Below are 19,426 nucleotides of genomic sequence, written 5' to 3'. Positions count from 1 at the left end.
TCATATATGAATCATATTCCCATTTATTTCTTGTGTCAACAAAAACACCTTTGTAATTATGATGACAAAGGTGTTTCAACATATCTCTTATTTATTAGTCTGTCCCCCACCTGCAATTAATTTACTACCTGAATATGTACCTTTTTGCATAAACACCTGATTAATCAACTCTTTTTGTTCCGCTTCTGACATTACTCCTGTTCCTTCGCCTAAATTCCCGCTTTGTAATTTCCAAATCTGATTGTGATCCGCATCCATTTTTTCATATTTTCCTTGTTTCCATCTCTCTAAAATATCTGCATATATTTTTCCTTGTACTAGATCATTGTTCTTTACAATATCAAGTAAACTTTCAATACGTTCTTGTGTAATAAAAATATAGCCCCACTTTTGATCAGCTTTCGTTTTTTGATGTGCCATTTCATGTAACGCTGTCTGTATTTTCTCATCTGTCCATTTAAAATTTTTATTAAAGCCGCTATTTGGTAATGAATGATTGCCATTTTCTAAAACCTTTGCATCTTCAGCTTTTACATTACTATCAGCCAGCACTTCTGCTGCCGGAGCAGCGGGTGATGCCTTTTTCGCAGCTGGTTTACTATTATTCAAATAATACAGCATACCATATGTTAAACCTACTCCGATTACCGCCATGCCAGCTATAATTCCAATTATTTTAAAGAATGTTTTCATCTTGCTCGTTTCCTCCCGCATATCTCATTCATAATATCTATTTATCAAAAACAGATGCAGCATCTCTTTTTTCGCTGCTTACTACAATTTTTTCATACTAGTCAACATAAACATAACTTTTACTTTCTAGAAATGTAGCAACTTCATCCTCATCGTTACTTTTAGCAATAACTTTAGCGACTGCCTTTAATTCCTCAATAGCGTTGCTCATCGCTACACCAATCCCACACTTCTCTATCATTTCCATATCATTGTAGTCATCTCCAAAAGCAATAACTTCAGATACGTCTCGATTTAAGTGCTGTAGAACATATTAAATACTATTCCATTTTGAAACTTCTGCATGCATAATTTGACACAATGTCCCATCATCTGTAATGACTCCCCTGCATTCATCAGGCAATTCTTTAATGAATTCCTTGTTTATTGAACCTTTAGTACAAATAATTGCTTTAGAAGCTTTTTCAAAGTTCAAATCTCTTACATCCATAATTTCACATGGTACATTACCAAAATAATCAGTTACATCAAAATTGGAATACCACTTATCACCTATTTCAAGACAAATCTGATGAAGATTATACTTTGTTGCTATTTCCATTTGTTATATATTTTTTATTTCCTGAAGTACATACATATTTCCTTATATTGTATTTCTTTTCTTTAAAAATTGAAAGATTATTCTGTCAAAAACACTATCTTTTCTAAATACTAATTCCACTCAAAGCATTTCATTTTAATTTTATAAAAATAAATGATAGCCTTATATTTAAAGGAGATGAATAAATATGAGTTTATTGCATAACGGTTTAACTTTTTTAAACTTTGATGATACGTATTTATTACAAAATAAACTACATTCTTATTCACATGAAGATATTGATTTTACTCATTTAGAACACGCAAATCTATATTGCGAAAACACTTCTTTAATGCATATAAAAAGAGCATTAAATCGCAGAAAGAATAAAGGAATTACTTTTATAGGTTCTGGAAATTATCATTATGTATCTCATTTATTATTAGAAGAAATAAACAAGCCTTTTACCCTTATACTATTTGATCATCATACTGATATGAACTTACAGGGAGCGAATGAACAGACTCTTATTTCCTGTGGATCTTGGGTATCATTTTCTCTTCGAAATAATGATAATTTAAAGAAGGTAATCATTATTGGGCCTTCTTCTCTTACAATTCATTCTAATGATTGTCCATACGTAGAAATTTTTCCAATTGATATATCACATGAAGTATCCATACATACAATACTTTCACATATTCATACAGAAACAATATATGTAAGCATTGATAAAGATGTTTTAGATCCAAAAGTTACTATTACCAATTGGGATCAAGGGCACATGAAATTATCTAGACTTTTACAATTTATTCATTCTCTAATTATGAATAAATCTATTTATGGTATTGATATTTGTGGTGAACTCCCAGTTTATCCTTCTCAACTTTTCTTACCTAAATATAAAAATGCTATTCATAAAAATGAACAAGCAAACTTACAAATTTTAAAAACAATTTATGAAACGAACTTACATATTCAATATGCATAAAAAGAACGAGTACCTTATAAGGTACTCGTTCTTTTTATGCGCGATTTTCTTTTAACCACTTCGTAATCGCATCTAATCTCGAAACATCAAAACGACTCTCTTCACACACATGTAAACTGTTTAAGTTATTTACAATTTCTAGTTCATTCGTTTTTACACTTTTCGCTTCAATTATTTTGCAGTACCCGTCTGTAATGGCATTTAAATTTTCATAATAACGTTGAAACGATTTTGATATATGTAAATGTTTTTCAAAGTTTCTTCTTCTTTTTGTCTCGTCAAATTCTTTCCGTTTTCTAAGTTCTTCATCATTCGTATATAAATAAAAATATTGATCAGGAAAACCAATTTCCCTATGTATCAGCTTTTCTTTATAAAAGTTTTCTATTAAAGATAATGGCTGATCAAATATTTCAAAATGGAAACACCAATTATAACTAAGCGGCTGATAAATGTCTCCATCAAGTATTACTAATTTATATTGCTCTGACTTCTGCATTGCTATTTTCCAGCGCTCTACTTGTTTTTCAAAATACCATGTTCTATGTTCATTTTTTGGTCTTTCAAATAATAAATTCACTTCAGGTATAATATAAGCACCATAATTCTTTTCTAACTCACGACACGTTGTGCTCTTACCAACCGCACTTGCTCCCTCAAACGCTATAATCCCCATAGTTTCTCCCTCTTTCATTAACTAAAATCTCTTTGTTTCGCTTTTCTCCCCCATAACTGTTTCCATAAAACAATTGAAGCGATGGAGAGCATTATTGTTGTAATGATACTGCCTTCAATACCAAATGTGCCTCCATGCAATATTTCTGGTCCATTTGTTATAGACTTAAAAATCGGAGTGGAATACACATTTGTACCACTAACGGCGAAACCATATACATTATATTGCGCCCAATTCCAAATTGAGTGCCATGCACATATTCCCCATAGACCATCTTCTTTCAATACGTATAAAGCTGCGTATACTCCAACTAATATTATATTCGATATAGATAATATTGTAATTCCCGGATTAAGGAGATGAAGAAATCCAAATAAAAAAGAAGTAACAATTATTCCAACCCATATACGACCTCTAGTAGAAAGAACCGGGAATAACCAACCTCGTACAATAATTTCTTCAGTTGCCCCTTGTATTAAAAATGCAACTAAGGATCCTAATATACCTACTATTACTGTTGAGGTAATATGTTGTACTTGTAATTTTACACTTCCCATTAGTAACAGCAAAATAACTGGTATTGAAATAAATACAAATCCTATTAATGCACCTTTTAAATACTTTCTCATCCATTTCTCTTTCCAAAAACCAATGGATGAAAATGGCCTTTTTTCTACAAAACGAATCCATATAAATAAAATGAGTATAGCTCCTCCAAATGTTAACAGCATTCTAATATTATCATAAATCCCTTTCATGAATGTTGTTTCAACTTTCGGTAAAAATAACATAAACAACATAAATAGTTCACCTAAAGTCAAAAATATAATGGCTAATATTACAGCAAAGATTGGATGGACTTTTTTTCTCCCTGTTTTTGCTGCTTCAATTATTTTAAATGAATTATTTTTCACTCTCTTTCCTCCTTTTCCTTTATTAATATTTAATTCCCATCAGTTAACAACCATATTTTACCACAAGTGACCTATTAATAATATTTCACTCCATTTTTTACATGATTTTGCATAAACCAAAATTAGGAATAATATATAAATAAAAGAGATGTTTTTGTGTCTTTTACCATCCGATTTCACACTGGTATTACCAGCACTTGCTATTTCCCACCATTTGTTGTAAGATAGTAATTAAGGTCAATTTAACAGTATATTTTCTTTGCATATTATCAAGTATCAATCAGGAACATTTTATATTCCTTATGGGTTTTTGATAATATGTGAAATTTTATTTTTCATTCAAATAAGGCCGAACATATTGTAATCTTTTTAATTTTTAGGAGGCATTACCATGACATTAACAGGTAAAGTAAAATGGTTTAACAGCGAAAAAGGTTTCGGTTTCATCGAAGTTGAAGGTGGCAACGACGTATTCGTTCACTTCTCAGCTATCACTGGCGACGGCTTCAAATCTCTTGACGAAGGTCAAGAAGTTAGCTTCGAAGTTGAAGACGGTAACCGTGGACCTCAAGCTAAAAACGTTGTAAAGCTATAATTCAAACAATAAAAAGGTTGTTACCAGCACGGTTAACAACCTTTTTAATATATAACTAAAATTTTTTACATAAAAGGAGTGGTTACATGTATCGCAATCGAAAGAACGATGTAGCAGAAGTACCACCAGAACAAACCCCTGTCTGGGAATGTGAAGCAGAGGATTGTTTAGGATGGATGAGAAAGAACTTTTCATTTGAAGAAGAGCCTAAATGCCCTTTATGTAAAAGTAGCATGAAAAGCGGAGAACGTTTATTACCTAAGTTAGGTTAATTTTTACTTAACCCCTCTTATTTAAGAGGGGTTTTTTATTATAAATTTAGATCTTCAACATCCGTTCGAACTATAGAATACAATAATGCATCATGTTGCTTATTTCCTTGATGAATATATCCACGTAATAATCCTTCTTTATGAAAACCTATTTTACATAACATTTTACAAGAAGTAACATTTTCAGGGTATGTAATAGCACCAATTCTAAATAAGCCTAAATCTTGAAATCCATAACGAATAATTTCCCTGGCTGCTTCTGACGCATAACCATTCCCCCAATAACGAGGATGTAAGTCATATCCAATTTCAGATCGTTTACTCCATAATTGTAAATTATTTAATCCAATTGTACCTATTAAAGTATTTGTTTCTTTTAATACAATCCCCCATCGTATTGCCTTTTTCTCAAAGTAATTTTTTGAAAAAGATTCAATCATACGTGAAGCTTGTCCAAATTCTGTAAAAGAATTCATACCGTAATAACACGTTACCTCATCCAATGAAAAGATTTCATATATTTTTTGACAATAAGATTGTTCTATTTCAACTAAACGCAAACGTTCTGTTTCTAATATAGGAAATGCCATAGGATCACTCCTTTCTTTCTACTTATTCATTATAGCAGAAAACATATTTATAATTAGGAAAGTCCTCAATGTCCCATTAATCAAATATTTCAAGAGTAGCCTACCCTCTTAATTCAATACGAACTAAGAGTAACCCTTCTTGCATTTACATGATGCGAAAAATAAAGAGATGATCATAGTACATTGATCATCTCTTTATTCCATACTCACTTTTCCCTTCTAAAACAACACCCTACCCCATACATTTATGGTAAAATATAGTCAATACATTATTTTATTGTGGAGGTGTAAATTTCCTTTGTATATATTCATCAGCTTATCCCTCTTACTCATATTACTCATATTTTTATTCGCAAAAAAGTTCACTCCAAACTCATTCATGATGACTAGTTTTAAAGGCAATAGCTTTAAGACATTTTCAATCAGCATTTTAATCGCCGCTACTCTTTCTCTTTCATATGGAATCTATCACGCAGCAACATATCAACCTAAACATTTAGATATCACATTACAAAATCAAAACTTTACTGTTTTCGGTAACGTTGGAGAGCTTGGATATTTCTCAGAAGAATTATTAAAAAAAGATACAGAAGTTAAGCTACATTTTGCCTCTTGGAAACCAATGCAATTAAATAATCCAGAAATAATAGTAAACTATCCTTCAGGTAAACAGGAAACATGGAAACCGAACATAACATTACTTCCTGCCAATAAATTAAAAGAGAAACATGGTATAAAAGAGCTTTATCAACTCTCATCATATTCATTTAAAGAATCCGGTAATATAACATTAACGATTACTGAGAATCATACAACGAATAAAAAGATCTCAATTCAAGTAAAATAAATAAAATGTCCCTCCGTTATATTGGAGGGACATTTTATTTATATATGTATGCTATATTAATTTGGCGGTTCATTTAATGTTGCAATTATCTTATTTGCAGTGTTCTTTCCATTTCCAATACACGCACCAATACCGACACCGTAATATGAGGCACCTGCTAAGTATACATTAGGATATAGATCCGTCATTTTTTCTTGTAATGTTTGAACTGCTTGATTATGTTCTAAATGATATTTCGGCATTAAATCTTTCCATTTTGTCACTTCAACTACTTCTGGTTCACCTTTAATTCCGAGACTCTTTTCAATATCATATAAAGCGACTCGTACTAGTTCTTCTTCATTATAATTTTTAATCGTTTCATATACCGGATTCGTACTCTTATAAAACATTCTCACTAATAGCTTTTGGTTTCCAGATGTATGTTTCCACTTCCGGCTTGTCCATGTACAAGCATCACAATGTAAATCACTGTTTTCTGTTACGATAAATCCTGTGCCGTCCGCTGGTAATTGTTCATCTAGTATGTCAAATCCTAAGTAAATACTTATAAGTGATGAATTTTTAAATGTATGAAACTGCTCGTTTAACTCATTAGACTGTAATAAACTTTCTGCGATATCATGCGGAGTTGCTAAAACAACATAATCAGCTTGGATTGATTCGTGATTTGCAAAGGAGACTTCATAGCGATTACCTTGTTTACTTACAGCTGTCGTTACAACACCCTTCTTAACAACCGTCTCAGTCCGCACTTCTTCTAAACGATCAATAATCGTAGATAATCCACCTTTAAATGATACGAACTTTTTGTTTCCTGCTGATTGAAACTGCTTTTTATTCTCTTCAAAACCTTTAATAATACTTCCATATTTATTTTTATAATCCAGTAAATACGGTAGTGTAGACGCCATAGTAAGCTCATTCAATTTACCAGAATATACACCTGAAAGCACCGGAGCAATTTGTCTTTCTACTAACTCTTTTCCTAAAAAGCTTTCTAAAAATACAGCAAGAGAAGTATCTTTTGTAAACTCTTTATTTTTCGTTATGAAATCTTTTAAAGCAACAATTTTCCCCTTCGTTGATACTAGCGTACTGCTAAACAACGATCGGGCACTCATCGGTATCCCAAATATAGTGTCAGAAGGAATTGGATGTAAAATATTATCAGAATATATGTAAGAAATACCCGTTTCATTATATACCATTTCTTCTTCTAAATTTAAATCTTTTATAAGCGGCATGACATGTTCATTACGAGCAACGATAGAATCTGCTCCGGATTCCATAATAAAATCCTTTTCTTCTACACTATGGATTTTCCCACCTAAGTACTCTTCTTTTTCTACAAGGATTAAATTTAAATCTATATTATAATCCTTTTTTAATTTTTCTAAATAAAACATAGTAGAAAGTCCCGTTATACCTCCACCGATGACAACAACTGTTTTCATATGTATTGCGCTCCTAACCGATACAATTAATAATTCCTTTATTATTATACCCAAAAGTCCTTATATTCGACTAGCAACTTGCGCATTCTGTAAGAAATTAGACAATATATCCGAATAAATTTTTGGTTGATCATTATGTACTAAATGACCGGCAAACGGAATAACGGCAATATGAATATTTCCGTTTAATTGTTTGAACGTTGTAACAGCTGTAACTTCATCTTCTGAATCTCCCCCAGCAATACAGAGTGTAGGTATTTGAAGATTCGCTACATCACCAGTTTCATCGAAAGGATACCAATCTTTAACTTGCCACGATTCAAGCAATGCTTTCCGATCACTTTTTTCATGAATTTGATTCATATACGTTATAACTTCTTCATTTTTCATCAATTGCTCGTGACACTTCGCTTCATACTCCAGAGACTCTTCCCAATTATCCCTCTTAACCGGAAAGATTCCTGAAAAAGTTAATGTTCTCACTTTCTCTGGATACTTTTTTGCAAATAATAAAGCGATTAATCCCCCTAGTGAAACACCCGCTATATGACATCTATCAATTTGTAGATGCTCTAACGTATCATATAAATCCTTTGCAGAACGTAGGAAATAATTCTCCAATGTCCCCCCTGATTTTCCATGCCCTCTTAAATCAGGGCGAATGACTTGATAATTTTGTTCTCGAAAAAATGCTACCTGCTCTTCATATTCTACTAAACCTGTCATACCACCAGAATGTAAAAGTACGATTGGTTCCCCTTCTCCTGAAATGTACGTATGTAATATCATGTATCCGCCTCCTCTAAAACAGAATATTCCATCTATTATTAGTATATAGAATATACATCTGAATTTCCAAATAAAAAAGAACTATAACATTTTCACATCATGTCATAGTTCTTCCTATTTTAAAAACATAAAGTAATTAATCAGTTTGTCTATTTCTTGACTTAATGCCAATACTTTTTCATGTTGAATTCCGTAATCTGATACTAAATATAAAAGTTCTTCTTTCTTTATTTCAATTACTTTTTCCAATTTCACTAATTCCATGTCGTTTTACTTCTCTCTCCAATACTAAAATGTATGTATTTTAGTATAGCCTATTTACATAATTAGTAAAAGTAAAATACTCATGTAAAATCTTACATATTTTAAAATAATATACTAACAACAAATAAATTTATATTTTTGTACCTTAATACAGACCATTAGGCTTCATTACGTATTCATAACAAATCGGAATTTCTCTAAAGTTATATCTTTATATTTTGGAGCCCTCCTAATATGATCAAAGTAACTATATGAGAATTTAAAAACATGTCCAAAATCCCAATCAATTGACAAGCCACCTTTTAAAACAGTTTTATTTTCCATCTTTCTATCCCCCGTAAAAAAATCACTTTATACTCATCCTAAAGATGGCGTCAATACAAATAAAATATGATTGGATTCATCACTCTTATTCAAAAAACGATGTTTCACATTTGGCGGGATACGTACAACATCTCCTTCTTCTAAGAAGTACTCTTTGCCTTCTAACTCCACATAAACTTCTCCTTTCATAACAACAGCAATTTCTTCTTTATCTTCATGTGAATAGTGATTTTCCGTTGTATTTGCTTGTTTATTTAGGTCCATCATTAACATTTCAATACGCGCTTTCATAAAATCTGGTGTTAATACATCGTAAACTATGTGATCGCTATTTTCTCGATATACTTTCTTTCTATCTTTCTTCTTAGAAATGAGTGAATCTGTATCAATCTCATTAATAAATAGTGTAAATAGCGGTACATTTAACGCTTTCGCTATTAATTCCAATACACTTAACGAGGGATTCGCATGTCCTCGTTCAATTTGACTAATTAATGAAGTACTAATTCCTGCATAATCCGCAAATTCGCGAATTGTCATCTTATTTTTCTTACGATAACTTAATACAGTTTGTCCAAGCCTATCATGTATCATAGTAAATCCTTCCTTCGTCCATCATAATATATATTTCATCGCTTTTGTGTTGACTTACTAAACAAAGGCAAATAATCCTTTTCTATCGTCTCCGAGACTTATATACTTACCTTTGTACATTTTATCGTATTTAGTTTATTATAATAGACAATCTATCGGAGGGACAAACTTTGAAATCACCTATTCTTTCATATTGCATCTTATTTTTCGGTGTATTCGCCTTATCAACTTCAGCGATTTTTGTAAAATTGGCAGATGCTCCTGCAACTATCATTGCTTTTTATCGATTATTTTTCGCTGCATTAATTCTGTTGCCATTATTACTTTTTAATCGAAACAATCGAAACGAACTAAAAACAATAACAAGAAGACAATGGGGATTCGGATTCATTTCTGGGCTATTTTTAGCTGCACATTATGTACTATGGTTTGAATCGTTACAATATACTTCTGTAGCAAGCTCTACTGTTATCGTAACGTTACAACCTTTATTCTCAATGATTGGTGGTTATTTTTTATTCAAGGAAAGGTTTACGAGAGGCGCGATTATCGGTTGTCTCATTGCTATTTCAGGAAGTATCATCATTGGCTGGCAAGATTTCCAAATTAGCGGGGAAGCCTTATACGGAGATATTTTAGCATTTATTGCGGCAGGAATTATTACCGCATACTTTTTCATTAGCCAATATGTTCGTAAAGATTTGTCACTTATACCGTATTCGCTCATTAGTTATGGAAGTAGCGCCTGTTTTCTTGGTATATTTGCTTATATGAAACACGAATCTCTTATCCATTACTCTACACAAACTTGGCTATGCTTTATTGGTTTGACGTTTATTGCTACGATTTTAGGGCAAACGATTTTTAATTGGTTATTAAAATGGATGAGTGCTACTGTAATCTCCATGAGCATTTTAGGAGAAACAATTGGGACTTGTATACTAGCGTACTTTATATTAAATGAGACTATTTCTTTACAACAAGGACTAGGCATTACAGTTATTTTTATTGGTCTTGCATTATTTTTATTACAACCAAATTCTAATAAAAAAGCATGACATTATACTGTCATGCTTTCACTATCCATTATGTACAATTAAACCATCAGGTCTAAAACGACTCATCATAATTTCATTAATAAACTTTCCGTAAGCTTTCAAATTTCCTATCTTTACTCCCTCTTCTACAAATCCGAATTTTTCATATAGAGTTTTCGCTTTAGGATTCGTTTCTAAAACACCTAGTTCTACTCTCTCTAACATTAACCAATTATCAGCCAAATCAAGCATTTTTGTAAGAAGAGCTTTTCCAATGCCTTTATTATGATATTCACTATCTACCCCGATAAACAAATCACCCGAATGAGATCTACGTCCAGGACTTTGGGTTAACCCAACAAATCCTACAACTTCCCCATCATACTCTGCGACAAATTCAAATTGATTTGGTGCTAAATTTCGAATTCTATTTTCCATCGCATCTACACGCATGCTAGGTAAGAAAATCATATAAGGTAAAACGTCATCTTGTATGCATATACGGTGAATCGCTCTGGCATCTTGTATTTCTACTGCTCTTACTTTGATCGTCATATTTTCTTCCCTCCATATTCTTAACAATACATATATTCATTCTAGCCTCCCGCATGAAACCCCTTCTCTCCTTTATTTCTTTATGTTATTTTTATATAATTATTTCGGCATAATATTAGCTTTACGAACAAACTTATCTACATTAACCGGTTAACTTTTTACTTTATTATATAACGCAAGCAGCTTTTCCATTGGAATACCATTTACTTTCATACCGGCTATATCACAATTTTCTATTTCCATATTTTTTAGATTACTACTACTTATCGTACTCCCTTCTAAATCACATCTATTAAATGAAATAGGATATTTATTTTCTCCAAGACTTGTATCTTTAAATTGAACTCCACCTAAAATCACCAAACTAAATTTACTGCCAGAAAGATTTAAATCTGCATATGAAGAACTTCTAAAATTAATATTTCTAAACTTGGATTGACTTACATTACAATTGCTCATATTCATATTCCTTATATTGCTGCCAACAAATGAACTATTTTTTAAATTTACTTGATAATACTCTGTATTTTCCAAGTTGCAGTTTTCGTATTGGCTATTTTTCATGTCTTCATTTTTAAATACACTTTCTTTGTTTGAGCTCGTCCCTATTCTTTTCACGTAACAATACTCATCTTCTGATTCAAAAATTGTTTGGTAACCCATCTTTTTATAAAAATGGTGATTATTAATTTGTCTACTCGATGTTTCGAGATCCCAAATCCTTATGCTTGGATATTCCGCTTCTATTAATTTAATAACATTTGATCCAATTCCTTTCCCTTGATAAACAGGCTCTACAAAAATACGATCAATCCGGCCATATGACTTACCTGAGATCGTAACTATAATTCCCCCGATTATTTTTTCATCCATTATTACTTTATAAGAATCCAATTCTTCGATTGAATATCTCATCATTTCTACTGAAGAATACCCTGGTGGTTGGATGTTATAGTCAATAACATCACCTTGACCACATAACCATCGTTCTGCTTCTTCATCAAATGTTCTTGTCATTATTTCTGTTAATTTTTCAGCATCTAAAATTGTAGCTTTTTCTATAGATATTATTTCCATTTTTGTTTTCCCCTTTATTATTACAAGATAATATTTTTGTAAACAATACAGTTATAAAATAAAGAAAATTAAAATTAATCACTCTACTTATTATTAAACTACAAATCAACCTATATTTTCCACTGTTCTTTAGATGAATAAAAAAGAGACCATGCAATATAAACATGATCTCTTCTATTATTTATTTTCACTTGTATATAATTTAAAATTAGTTTTTATTTCAGCCACTCGTTACAACTATTACTTAACTCCTGTAAATCCTCTATAAATCGACTTGCATGATATCCATCACAAACCGAATGATGTACTTGCAATGAAACTGGTAGCATAACCTTATTTTTTTCATTAAAATATTTCCCACAAGTTATAATAGGTAATAGATAATCAGCATCATTACTAATATTAAGATTAAATCCAGTAAAACTAGTCCAAGGTATGCTAGAAATCGGAAATACATTAGGCGGAGTATTTTCTTTCGTGAAAAGACCATGGACACTAGCATAGTATCTCATATCGTCTTCATAATTTTTATAGAAAGTTCGGAAATCACTTGAATAATCCGTCCATATACTTGAATAAGACTTATCATCTTTATGAAAGATTGTATAACTCGGGATCATTTCCTCCCAATAGCCTAAAGCTCCTTCATCATTAAAAGATGTTCGAAATTCTTTATGATTATTTACTACTTTAGAAATTAAATATATAAAAACGGGATAAAATTTTACTCCCTTTTGATATACTTCCTCTAATAACATCGTGATATCAACATTAACAGTCATACTAAATGTACATTTCAACTTTAAATAATGCTCAAAATACTGCTCTCTATTCCAATTTTCTCTATCAATTACATGAAACTTCATTTTAATAGCCTCCTAAAATTTTCTTTTTATTTTAGGAGGCTAATTTCCTTGCTTTCACCATAATTGTTCACTCCTAACAGTTTACATTTCACCCTAATTGTTTATTTAATTATATTACATCTATAAGAATCAATTCACATATTTCTGGAAATCCATCCACATACTATAAATAAATCAAATAAAATTTGGAGGATTCATACATGAATAACAAAAATATAAATAAAAAAGAAAATGTTATCGAAAACGCTACACCTATTCAAAATAATAATACTGCCAATCTTACTATCGAAGAACAAGCAATGAACGGCTTATATGGAATGCCAGAAACCGATATTGAAGATGCTGATCATGCTGCATCTGATGATTTGACTTCAAAAAATTAATTACATTGAAAAAAGCCAAGGAAAATATCCTTGGCTTTTTCAACTACGCATCCACTTTTTGTATCTCTTCACTCTTCCTTGAAAGTTTTCCTGGCCAAAAAGCAAAGCGACCTAAAACGACTGTGATTGCCGGTACAAGTAGTGGTCTTACAATAAACGTATCTAGTAATACACCAATTGCTGTTACAATACCAAATTGAACGAGCACTTGAATTGGAAGTGTTCCTAATACAGCAAAAGTTCCAGCTAAAATTAAACCTGCAGATGTAATGACACTACCGGTTTGTATAACGCCATTTTTTACTGCATCCAAATGATTTTGTGTCTTTCTGTTTTTCCATATTTCTGAAACCATAAAGATATTATAATCTTCACCTAAAGCAACTAAAAATACGAATGCATATAACGGTATTGCGCCTTGAATGGCTGGTGCTCCCATACCGAAGTGAAGTAATATCCATCCTGCTCCTAATGCAGAGAAAAATGATAAAACAACAGTTACAATTAAATAAATCATCGCGACAATTGATCGTAAGTAAACAAGTAATAATAAAGCTATAATACTAATCATTACTGGAATAATAACCGCTTCATCACGTTCTGTAATTTGCTTTGTATCATATAATGAAGCCGTTTCTCCGCCAATCCATAGTCGATCTTCTGCATTACTAACCCCAGCATCTTTTAATACTTTTTCTACACGAGTTTTCAATTTAGGGATTTGATCTAATGCTTCAATTGAGTATGGATTTTCAGCTAAAGAAACCTCATACATTTTAATTTGCTTATTTTCTTTCCCCTCTTTTGGTTCTTTCACTGTTTTTACGAAAGAGAATTTTTCTAGTTCTTGTTTAATAGGAAGCTCTTTTCCTTTCGTATCAACAACAACTTTTGCTGGCGCTAGTTCACCAGCTGAAAAATGATCACTAATTAACGTAAACCCTTCGCGTGAAGGCATATCCTTTGGAAATGATTCTAATAGGTCATATGTGTATTGAATACGTGGTACAAATGAAGCCAATCCACCTAGTACAAATACAGTAAGCATAATGATTGTCCACGGTCTTCGTACTACTACATCTCCAAGTTTTTTACTAAAGGCCCCTTTTGATTTTTTAACTTTTACGACTTTCTTTTTCTTTCTTGTAAACCCCTCATTCATTGAAGTTGTTCTCGGTATAAACGGGAAGAATGCAGCTCTACCGAAAATTAATAATAACGCTGGTAAAATTGTTAAAGCAGCGATTCCCATAATAAATACAGCAACACTAAATGGTACTGCAAATCGATGGAAGGCATCATAATGAGCAAGCAATAATGTTCCTAATCCAAGTACAACAGTTAACGCACTCATTATTATTGCACCACCAGAAGCTTTAATTGCAAGTTGCAGCGCCTTATATTTGCTTTCTTCTTCTAACAAGTACTCCCGATATCTCGAAATTAAAAATAAGCAATAGTCCGTTCCAGCACCAAACAATAGCACTGTCATGATTGATATCGCTTGGGCATCGACTTTAATCCATCCGTAATCAGCTAAAAAACCAAGTGTAGGACTAATAATACCGTATGCAAAGCCAACAACAAGTAAAGGTAAAATCGCTAATATTGGTGAGCGGTACAATAAGATTAATAAAACCAATACAAGTAATACAGTAGCAACTAACAATTTCACATCTGCTTGACTAAATAAGCTAACTGCATCCGTTTGAATGCCTACAGGTCCAGATAATCGAACATGTAAACCAGCGTCACTAATTTTTCGTTTGAATGGATCTTCATCGACTTTACTATTCACTATGTTTCTTAAATCTTCAAGATTTCCTTTTAATATATCTGTTCCAGCCGACTTGTTAAAAAATACCGGTGTAACAAATGATGTACCGTCTTTTGAAGCGCTTTTTGATAATACTTGTTCCGGGATTGTATCAAATGGTGGTAACGTTGATTGTTCCTTTAAAGGACTAGCTTTTAACTCTTTATAAACGTCTTGTATGAGTTTATAATCTTGTGACTGTAATCCACCATCTCTATACCATACTACTAACAACGGATTCCCCGCATTATTCGGAAACTCTTTTTTCATAAGTGCTTCCGCTTGCTGCGACATAGCTGTTTCGGGTAAATTTTTCGGGTTCGGTTCTTTCGTACTATTTACTTGTGGTAACGTAAATGAAAGTAATAATGTAATAAGAATCCATACCGATAAAGTGATCCATTGCGTATTTTTACCTGCTACAAGCCTCCCTAACATATGTAACGGGTGCTTTTTCATAAAAAACCCACCTTCCTTTTTTCCTCCACTATTAATTATATATACTGGTCGGTTAATTAATCAAGAATGAATAAAAATTATGTTATAATTATCTAAACAATACATGTCAGGAGCGAATGGATTTGGAACAAAAACAACGCCCTCTTGGAAGGCCTCGTCAAAATAAAAATACAAAATCTACAAAAGAAACCATTTTAGAAGTTGCAACTCGGTTATTTCTTACTCAAAATTATCAAGTCGTTTCTATGGAGGAAGTAGCAAAAGTTTGTGGTGTTACGAAAGCAACCGTCTACTATTACTATTCAACAAAAGCAGATTTATTTACCGCTACTATGATTCAAATGATGGTACGTATACGTGAGAATATGTCGCAAATACTCTCTACAAACAATACTTTAGAAGAGAGATTATTAAACTTTGCTAAAGTTTACTTACATGCCACAATGGATATCGATATGAAAAATTTTATGAAAGATGCAAAACTGTCGTTATCTGAAGAACAATTGAAAGAATTAAAAAAAGCTGAAGATAGCATGTATGAAGTGTTAGAAAAAGCACTCGCTAAAGCGATGCAATTTGGAGAAATCCAAAAAGGAAACCCTAAATTTGCCGCTCATGCATTCGTATCTTTATTATCAATTGGGAATTTTAAAGATGAAAATGACAATCCTATTCTTACAAATATAGATGAATTAGCACAAGAAATCGTTTCTTTTTATTGGAACGGATTAGGACGTTAAAATTACATGGGTTTCCTTTAATAAAAAAGCATGTTTGTATTTCTTCAAACATGCTTTTTTATCATTTTTTACAAATTTTGAAGTTGAATCTTTATATTCCCCTTACTTAATCCCCCGTGGTAACAAACTACAGATTCAATATCTAGATTTAAATACTTCTTCAAAGACTGCCGTGCTTCCATAATATTTAAAGTTGTTGGAGCATGAACTCCTCCTAACTTTCCATTCACACTATACATCGAGTCTCCAGCGACAAGAATTTTGCTTCGTTTCAAATATAAACTAATATGCCCCGGAGTATGCCCTGGAGTATGAAGAATTAGTATCCCACCGCAATACGGAAGTTCTTGCCCGTCAATCACTGTGTCACTCACTTTTCCTTTTGGTGGATTCTCTACATGTACATCTTTCAATAAAGGTAAATCTCCCTCAATATATGACTTATCTAACTCGTGCGCATATACTTTAATATCGCTTACACCATTCTCCAATACATTAGGAAGGCTACCTATATGATCTATATCCTGGTGTGTCAAAATCACAACTTTTAGCTTATCAACAGATACCCCAACTCTCTCCATCTCTACTTGTATATCTTCAAATTGTCCAGGGAAACCAGTATCTATTAAAACTGCCATTTCATCATCCCATAAAAGAATTGGGTGAATGATAAATTCTTGAAACTCAAGTTGTAACATTTCTACTCCTTTAGCAATCTCCATACAGCAATTCTCCTTTACAACTGAAGTTTGAAAATATGTACGAGTAAACTGAAAATATAAAGCACCGCTATCTCATAATATGTTTTGTCATCCCAATAGAGAATGCTTCAAACCCTATAGATTCATAATAAGATTGCAATTTTTCCACACACATAAGTTGCGGAATAACCTTGTTTTGTTCGCAGTGATGGATTAATCGTTTCACTATGTCTTTTCCAATACCAATATACTGATACTCCGGCATTACACATACACCACAAATAACGCCTGTTATTACTCCATCGGATATAACACGCCCCATCCCAATTAATTGTTCCTCTTTAAATGCATATATTGCATACCAACTTTGTTTACACATTTGTTCTAATTCATTCACTGTTAATTTAAGAGAATTCCATCCTAAAGATTCATATAAAGCTAATAATTCATTAAATTTTGTAGGATGTTCACTTGTGTAGTGTATACTATTTTTCATGTAAATACTCCTTATTCTATAGTTTGTTAATGTTCCATAAAATGCCCCTTATGAAAATTGCGATTGACGTGAAAATAACTAGAACAAACTTCAATAAGAAAAATAGAATTCCTTCTCAACATAAAATAAAAAGAAGTTATCTCACTTGAGATAACTTCTTTTATATAAGACTCTCATTATATTATTAACCAAAAATTATACAACTACATACGATAAGCACAAACAAAACTAATAAACCATTTGAGAAATAACCCATTGAATACTACCCCTTTATTAAATTATGTAAAAGATTTTATCATAAAATGATTTACAACTTAATAACTGAAAAAGACATTGTATTCATTAGTTACGTATATTTAGTAATATTTTAATTTCTATTCATATTCTCCTTACTTTATTGTACTAGAAACTAAAAAGAATTCTCTTTCCCTTTTCATCCCTCAACTAAAATTCAATAATACAAATTTCAAAATGTTAATATATGATAAAATAAATTTAACAACACTTTACTTACAATAATAAGGGGGCCTGCTCATGAAGGCGAATCTAGGAACAATAAAAGAACACTTAAACAGTGAAGAAGATATTCTTTCTACACTCTACTGCGTAATAAATTTTGGTTATATCAGTAGATCTGGCATTTTAGCTGCTACAAATAAAAGATTATTGTTCTGTTCTGATGCTATGTTTGGAAAAGGACTAAAATGGGAATTCAAATATACTGAAATAGAAGATTTCAGTCATACGGATGGGGTTGTATTAGAGATGTCTGCAATTCCCTTTATCAAAAAAATAACCATGAACCATGGAGACGATTTTATTGTCTTTGATAATTTTTCAAGCCCACAAAACGTACAATCCTTTTTTAAGTTGGTTCAATCCAAGCAATAAACCTATCAAGACTCTTACATATACCATATTCTTTGACACGGTAAAGCTTATAGAATGTAAAAAGAGGGTTGCATTTGCACCCCTCTTTTTATATGTCACTGTTTTACTTTAAAATCTCTTTTTCACACATAGCTCTACTTATATTTTTTTGACTCATAATACCTTCTTAATTTTCATAATGTTTTCACCTAACTAAACGTATGATTTAGATTATCTTCATTATGCATGCTACAATCTTTCAATAGACCACATTTAATATTATATAATTTTTATAATTAGATAATACAAATTTATTTACGCTACTTTTACAGCTTTATTCTTCAAAATAAACTTTGCAAATAAGAAACGCACAAGTGGCCCCATAATAATTAATTGTAATGGATAAGCCATAATGAAATTTTTAATAAAAATTGTAAAATATATTGAAACAAATGAATCCCCTTGTAGCCCACCATGTAAATGCATCATAGTCATTCCGAAAAATGACATAAAGAACACCATTCCGATTACCATTGCTGTCGCCATCGCAACTATAATATTTATTTTCTTCGATTTATCAAACGGTAGCATGAATACAATTTTTTTCGCACAAGGTCCAACGATACATATTTCAATTAATAGCGCAATAATAAATCCAATTAGTAGTTCTAATGCAATCTCCTTAATATGAATTGGCCCTCCTGATCCATTCGTTAGTAAATTGTAAAACGTCATTACGATAACCATCCCAAGGCACATCATCATACCAAATTGGAGGTTTTCCTTTCTTGTTGTTGGCAAAATTCATCATCCTTTCTCTTTGAGTCTTTGTCATTATAT

24 protein-coding genes and 1 pseudogene are annotated in these 19,426 nt (G+C 31.8%); 8 read left to right on the top strand and 17 right to left on the bottom strand.

The genetic code is table 11. The annotated features are described in order from the left end of the window. Positions 1-87: 87 nt before the first annotated feature. Positions 88-693, bottom strand: a complete 606-nt coding sequence (locus ACTFR9_RS04760) for a PRK06770 family protein (protein ID WP_000846580.1) — start codon at positions 691-693, stop codon at positions 88-90. Positions 694-790: 97 nt separating this feature from the next. Beyond that, a pseudogene (locus ACTFR9_RS04755) lies at positions 791-1,294 on the bottom strand (HAD hydrolase family protein); the annotation flags it as partial. Between the two features lie 187 nt (positions 1,295-1,481). Here ACTFR9_RS04755 and ACTFR9_RS04750 point away from each other — a divergent pair. Continuing rightward, positions 1,482-2,264, top strand: a complete 783-nt coding sequence (locus ACTFR9_RS04750; RefSeq protein ID WP_000054634.1) for an arginase family protein — start codon at positions 1,482-1,484, stop codon at positions 2,262-2,264. A 34-nt stretch (positions 2,265-2,298) separates the two neighbouring features. Here ACTFR9_RS04750 and ACTFR9_RS04745 read toward each other — a convergent pair whose 3' ends face one another. Further along, positions 2,299-2,958: an AAA family ATPase gene (locus ACTFR9_RS04745; protein ID WP_000657887.1), complete on the bottom strand. Its 660-nt coding sequence runs from the start codon at positions 2,956-2,958 to the stop codon at positions 2,299-2,301. Continuing rightward, a complete protein-coding gene (locus tag ACTFR9_RS04740) occupies positions 2,958-3,854 on the bottom strand; it encodes a CPBP family intramembrane glutamic endopeptidase (RefSeq protein ID WP_000794828.1) in 897 nt (298 codons plus the stop codon). The genes ACTFR9_RS04745 and ACTFR9_RS04740 overlap by 1 nt, the downstream gene beginning before the upstream one ends. 391 nt (positions 3,855-4,245) lie before the next feature. Here ACTFR9_RS04740 and cspD point away from each other — a divergent pair, with 391 nt between their 5' ends. Both cspD and ACTFR9_RS04730 read left to right on the top strand, forming a co-directional pair. After that, complete coding sequence (gene cspD / locus ACTFR9_RS04735; RefSeq protein ID WP_000176368.1) at positions 4,246-4,449, top strand: cold-shock protein CspD; 204 nt, start codon at positions 4,246-4,248, stop codon at positions 4,447-4,449. Positions 4,450-4,535: 86 nt separating this feature from the next. Next, entirely contained in the window at positions 4,536-4,721 is a 186-nt protein-coding gene (locus tag ACTFR9_RS04730) for a cold-shock protein (protein WP_000286198.1), read from the top strand. A gap of 38 nt (positions 4,722-4,759) precedes the next feature. Here the strand turns inward: ACTFR9_RS04730 and ACTFR9_RS04725 are convergent, their stop codons facing one another. Beyond that, the gene (locus ACTFR9_RS04725; RefSeq protein ID WP_000885380.1) at positions 4,760-5,311 is read right to left on the bottom strand and encodes a GNAT family N-acetyltransferase; all 552 of its coding nucleotides are present in this window, start codon (positions 5,309-5,311) and stop codon (positions 4,760-4,762) included. Positions 5,312-5,609: 298 nt separating this feature from the next. Between ACTFR9_RS04725 and ACTFR9_RS04720 the strand changes: the two genes are divergently transcribed. Continuing rightward, positions 5,610-6,158, top strand: a complete 549-nt coding sequence (locus tag ACTFR9_RS04720) for a hypothetical protein (protein ID WP_000275268.1) — start codon at positions 5,610-5,612, stop codon at positions 6,156-6,158. Positions 6,159-6,214: 56 nt separating this feature from the next. Here ACTFR9_RS04720 and ACTFR9_RS04715 read toward each other — a convergent pair whose 3' ends face one another. The 5 genes from ACTFR9_RS04715 to ACTFR9_RS04695 form a co-directional block, all read right to left on the bottom strand. Continuing rightward, entirely contained in the window at positions 6,215-7,615 is a 1,401-nt protein-coding gene (locus ACTFR9_RS04715) for a protoporphyrinogen oxidase (protein WP_229136345.1), read from the bottom strand. 60 nt (positions 7,616-7,675) lie between these two features. Next, complete coding sequence (locus ACTFR9_RS04710) at positions 7,676-8,404, bottom strand: alpha/beta fold hydrolase (protein WP_229136346.1); 729 nt, start codon at positions 8,402-8,404, stop codon at positions 7,676-7,678. A gap of 114 nt (positions 8,405-8,518) precedes the next feature. Then, the gene (locus ACTFR9_RS04705) at positions 8,519-8,668 is read right to left on the bottom strand and encodes an aspartyl-phosphate phosphatase Spo0E family protein (protein WP_000424361.1); all 150 of its coding nucleotides are present in this window, start codon (positions 8,666-8,668) and stop codon (positions 8,519-8,521) included. Between the two features lie 168 nt (positions 8,669-8,836). Beyond that, complete coding sequence (locus ACTFR9_RS04700) at positions 8,837-8,992, bottom strand: hypothetical protein (RefSeq protein ID WP_000428945.1); 156 nt, start codon at positions 8,990-8,992, stop codon at positions 8,837-8,839. Between the two features lie 33 nt (positions 8,993-9,025). Beyond that, positions 9,026-9,586, bottom strand: a complete 561-nt coding sequence (locus ACTFR9_RS04695; RefSeq protein ID WP_000581024.1) for a helix-turn-helix domain-containing protein — start codon at positions 9,584-9,586, stop codon at positions 9,026-9,028. A gap of 170 nt (positions 9,587-9,756) precedes the next feature. On the opposite strand from ACTFR9_RS04695, the gene ACTFR9_RS04690 reads away from it, so the two are divergent. Next, positions 9,757-10,644 carry a DMT family transporter gene (locus tag ACTFR9_RS04690; RefSeq protein ID WP_229136347.1) on the top strand — a complete coding sequence of 296 codons (888 nt, stop codon included), beginning with the start codon at positions 9,757-9,759 and terminating at the stop codon, positions 10,642-10,644. A gap of 21 nt (positions 10,645-10,665) precedes the next feature. Here the strand turns inward: ACTFR9_RS04690 and ACTFR9_RS04685 are convergent, their stop codons facing one another. The 3 genes from ACTFR9_RS04685 to catA form a co-directional block, all read right to left on the bottom strand. Beyond that, the gene (locus ACTFR9_RS04685) at positions 10,666-11,178 is read right to left on the bottom strand and encodes a GNAT family N-acetyltransferase (protein ID WP_000153561.1); all 513 of its coding nucleotides are present in this window, start codon (positions 11,176-11,178) and stop codon (positions 10,666-10,668) included. 150 nt (positions 11,179-11,328) lie between these two features. Further along, the gene (locus ACTFR9_RS04680) at positions 11,329-12,255 is read right to left on the bottom strand and encodes a GNAT family N-acetyltransferase (protein WP_000402866.1); all 927 of its coding nucleotides are present in this window, start codon (positions 12,253-12,255) and stop codon (positions 11,329-11,331) included. Positions 12,256-12,470: 215 nt separating this feature from the next. Beyond that, positions 12,471-13,121 (bottom strand): type A chloramphenicol O-acetyltransferase, encoded by a 651-nt coding sequence (gene catA / locus ACTFR9_RS04675; protein WP_071742213.1) that lies wholly within the window; start codon positions 13,119-13,121, stop codon positions 12,471-12,473. 200 nt (positions 13,122-13,321) lie between these two features. Between catA and ACTFR9_RS04670 the strand changes: the two genes are divergently transcribed. After that, entirely contained in the window at positions 13,322-13,504 is a 183-nt protein-coding gene (locus ACTFR9_RS04670) for a DUF4021 family protein (RefSeq protein ID WP_001060594.1), read from the top strand. 43 nt (positions 13,505-13,547) lie between these two features. On the opposite strand, the gene ACTFR9_RS04665 is transcribed toward ACTFR9_RS04670, so the two are convergent. After that, the gene (locus tag ACTFR9_RS04665) at positions 13,548-15,779 is read right to left on the bottom strand and encodes an MMPL family transporter (RefSeq protein WP_440048956.1); all 2,232 of its coding nucleotides are present in this window, start codon (positions 15,777-15,779) and stop codon (positions 13,548-13,550) included. Between the two features lie 122 nt (positions 15,780-15,901). On the opposite strand from ACTFR9_RS04665, the gene ACTFR9_RS04660 reads away from it, so the two are divergent. Beyond that, a complete protein-coding gene (locus ACTFR9_RS04660; protein WP_000436042.1) occupies positions 15,902-16,519 on the top strand; it encodes a TetR/AcrR family transcriptional regulator in 618 nt (205 codons plus the stop codon). 68 nt (positions 16,520-16,587) lie between these two features. Here ACTFR9_RS04660 and ACTFR9_RS04655 read toward each other — a convergent pair whose 3' ends face one another. Together ACTFR9_RS04655 and ACTFR9_RS04650 are read right to left on the bottom strand one after the other, a co-directional pair. Next, a complete protein-coding gene (locus ACTFR9_RS04655; protein WP_000401487.1) occupies positions 16,588-17,241 on the bottom strand; it encodes an MBL fold metallo-hydrolase in 654 nt (217 codons plus the stop codon). A 67-nt stretch (positions 17,242-17,308) separates the two neighbouring features. Further along, positions 17,309-17,716: a GNAT family N-acetyltransferase gene (locus tag ACTFR9_RS04650; protein ID WP_000797949.1), complete on the bottom strand. Its 408-nt coding sequence runs from the start codon at positions 17,714-17,716 to the stop codon at positions 17,309-17,311. 534 nt (positions 17,717-18,250) lie between these two features. Here ACTFR9_RS04650 and ACTFR9_RS04645 point away from each other — a divergent pair. Further along, positions 18,251-18,607 (top strand): PH domain-containing protein, encoded by a 357-nt coding sequence (locus tag ACTFR9_RS04645; protein ID WP_000646618.1) that lies wholly within the window; start codon positions 18,251-18,253, stop codon positions 18,605-18,607. Positions 18,608-18,901: 294 nt separating this feature from the next. Here the strand turns inward: ACTFR9_RS04645 and ACTFR9_RS04640 are convergent, their stop codons facing one another. Next, positions 18,902-19,387, bottom strand: a complete 486-nt coding sequence (locus ACTFR9_RS04640; RefSeq protein WP_001143424.1) for a hypothetical protein — start codon at positions 19,385-19,387, stop codon at positions 18,902-18,904. Positions 19,388-19,426 lie beyond the last annotated feature (39 nt).

The sequence above is a fragment of the Bacillus cereus group sp. MYBK222-1 genome (assembly GCF_051916425.1).
Lineage (GTDB): Bacteria > Bacillota > Bacilli > Bacillales > Bacillaceae_G > Bacillus_A > Bacillus_A paranthracis.
This window is presented reverse-complemented; position numbering and strand designations above follow the sequence as displayed.

Excerpts from the sequence above, each read along its gene's own strand:
- ACTFR9_RS04760 (WP_000846580.1), bottom strand. The coding sequence starts at position 693 with ATGAAAACATTCTTTAAAATAATTGGAATTATAGCTGGCATGGCGGTA.
- ACTFR9_RS04750 (WP_000054634.1), top strand. The coding sequence starts at position 1,482 with ATGAGTTTATTGCATAACGGTTTAACTTTTTTAAACTTTGATGATACG.
- ACTFR9_RS04745 (WP_000657887.1), bottom strand. The coding sequence starts at position 2,958 with ATGAAAGAGGGAGAAACTATGGGGATTATAGCGTTTGAGGGAGCAAGT.
- cspD (WP_000176368.1), top strand. The coding sequence starts at position 4,246 with ATGACATTAACAGGTAAAGTAAAATGGTTTAACAGCGAAAAAGGTTTC.
- ACTFR9_RS04730 (WP_000286198.1), top strand. The coding sequence starts at position 4,536 with ATGTATCGCAATCGAAAGAACGATGTAGCAGAAGTACCACCAGAACAA.
- ACTFR9_RS04725 (WP_000885380.1), bottom strand. The coding sequence starts at position 5,311 with ATGGCATTTCCTATATTAGAAACAGAACGTTTGCGTTTAGTTGAAATA.
- ACTFR9_RS04715 (WP_229136345.1), bottom strand. The coding sequence starts at position 7,615 with ATGAAAACAGTTGTTGTCATCGGTGGAGGTATAACGGGACTTTCTACT.
- ACTFR9_RS04710 (WP_229136346.1), bottom strand. The coding sequence starts at position 8,404 with ATGATATTACATACGTACATTTCAGGAGAAGGGGAACCAATCGTACTT.
- ACTFR9_RS04705 (WP_000424361.1), bottom strand. The coding sequence starts at position 8,668 with ATGGAATTAGTGAAATTGGAAAAAGTAATTGAAATAAAGAAAGAAGAA.
- ACTFR9_RS04700 (WP_000428945.1), bottom strand. The coding sequence starts at position 8,992 with ATGGAAAATAAAACTGTTTTAAAAGGTGGCTTGTCAATTGATTGGGAT.
- ACTFR9_RS04695 (WP_000581024.1), bottom strand. The coding sequence starts at position 9,586 with ATGATACATGATAGGCTTGGACAAACTGTATTAAGTTATCGTAAGAAA.
- ACTFR9_RS04685 (WP_000153561.1), bottom strand. The coding sequence starts at position 11,178 with ATGACGATCAAAGTAAGAGCAGTAGAAATACAAGATGCCAGAGCGATT.
- ACTFR9_RS04680 (WP_000402866.1), bottom strand. The coding sequence starts at position 12,255 with ATGGAAATAATATCTATAGAAAAAGCTACAATTTTAGATGCTGAAAAA.
- catA (WP_071742213.1), bottom strand. The coding sequence starts at position 13,121 with ATGAAGTTTCATGTAATTGATAGAGAAAATTGGAATAGAGAGCAGTAT.
- ACTFR9_RS04670 (WP_001060594.1), top strand. The coding sequence starts at position 13,322 with ATGAATAACAAAAATATAAATAAAAAAGAAAATGTTATCGAAAACGCT.
- ACTFR9_RS04665 (WP_440048956.1), bottom strand. The coding sequence starts at position 15,779 with ATGAAAAAGCACCCGTTACATATGTTAGGGAGGCTTGTAGCAGGTAAA.
- ACTFR9_RS04655 (WP_000401487.1), bottom strand. The coding sequence starts at position 17,241 with ATGGAGATTGCTAAAGGAGTAGAAATGTTACAACTTGAGTTTCAAGAA.
- ACTFR9_RS04650 (WP_000797949.1), bottom strand. The coding sequence starts at position 17,716 with ATGAAAAATAGTATACACTACACAAGTGAACATCCTACAAAATTTAAT.
- ACTFR9_RS04645 (WP_000646618.1), top strand. The coding sequence starts at position 18,251 with ATGAAGGCGAATCTAGGAACAATAAAAGAACACTTAAACAGTGAAGAA.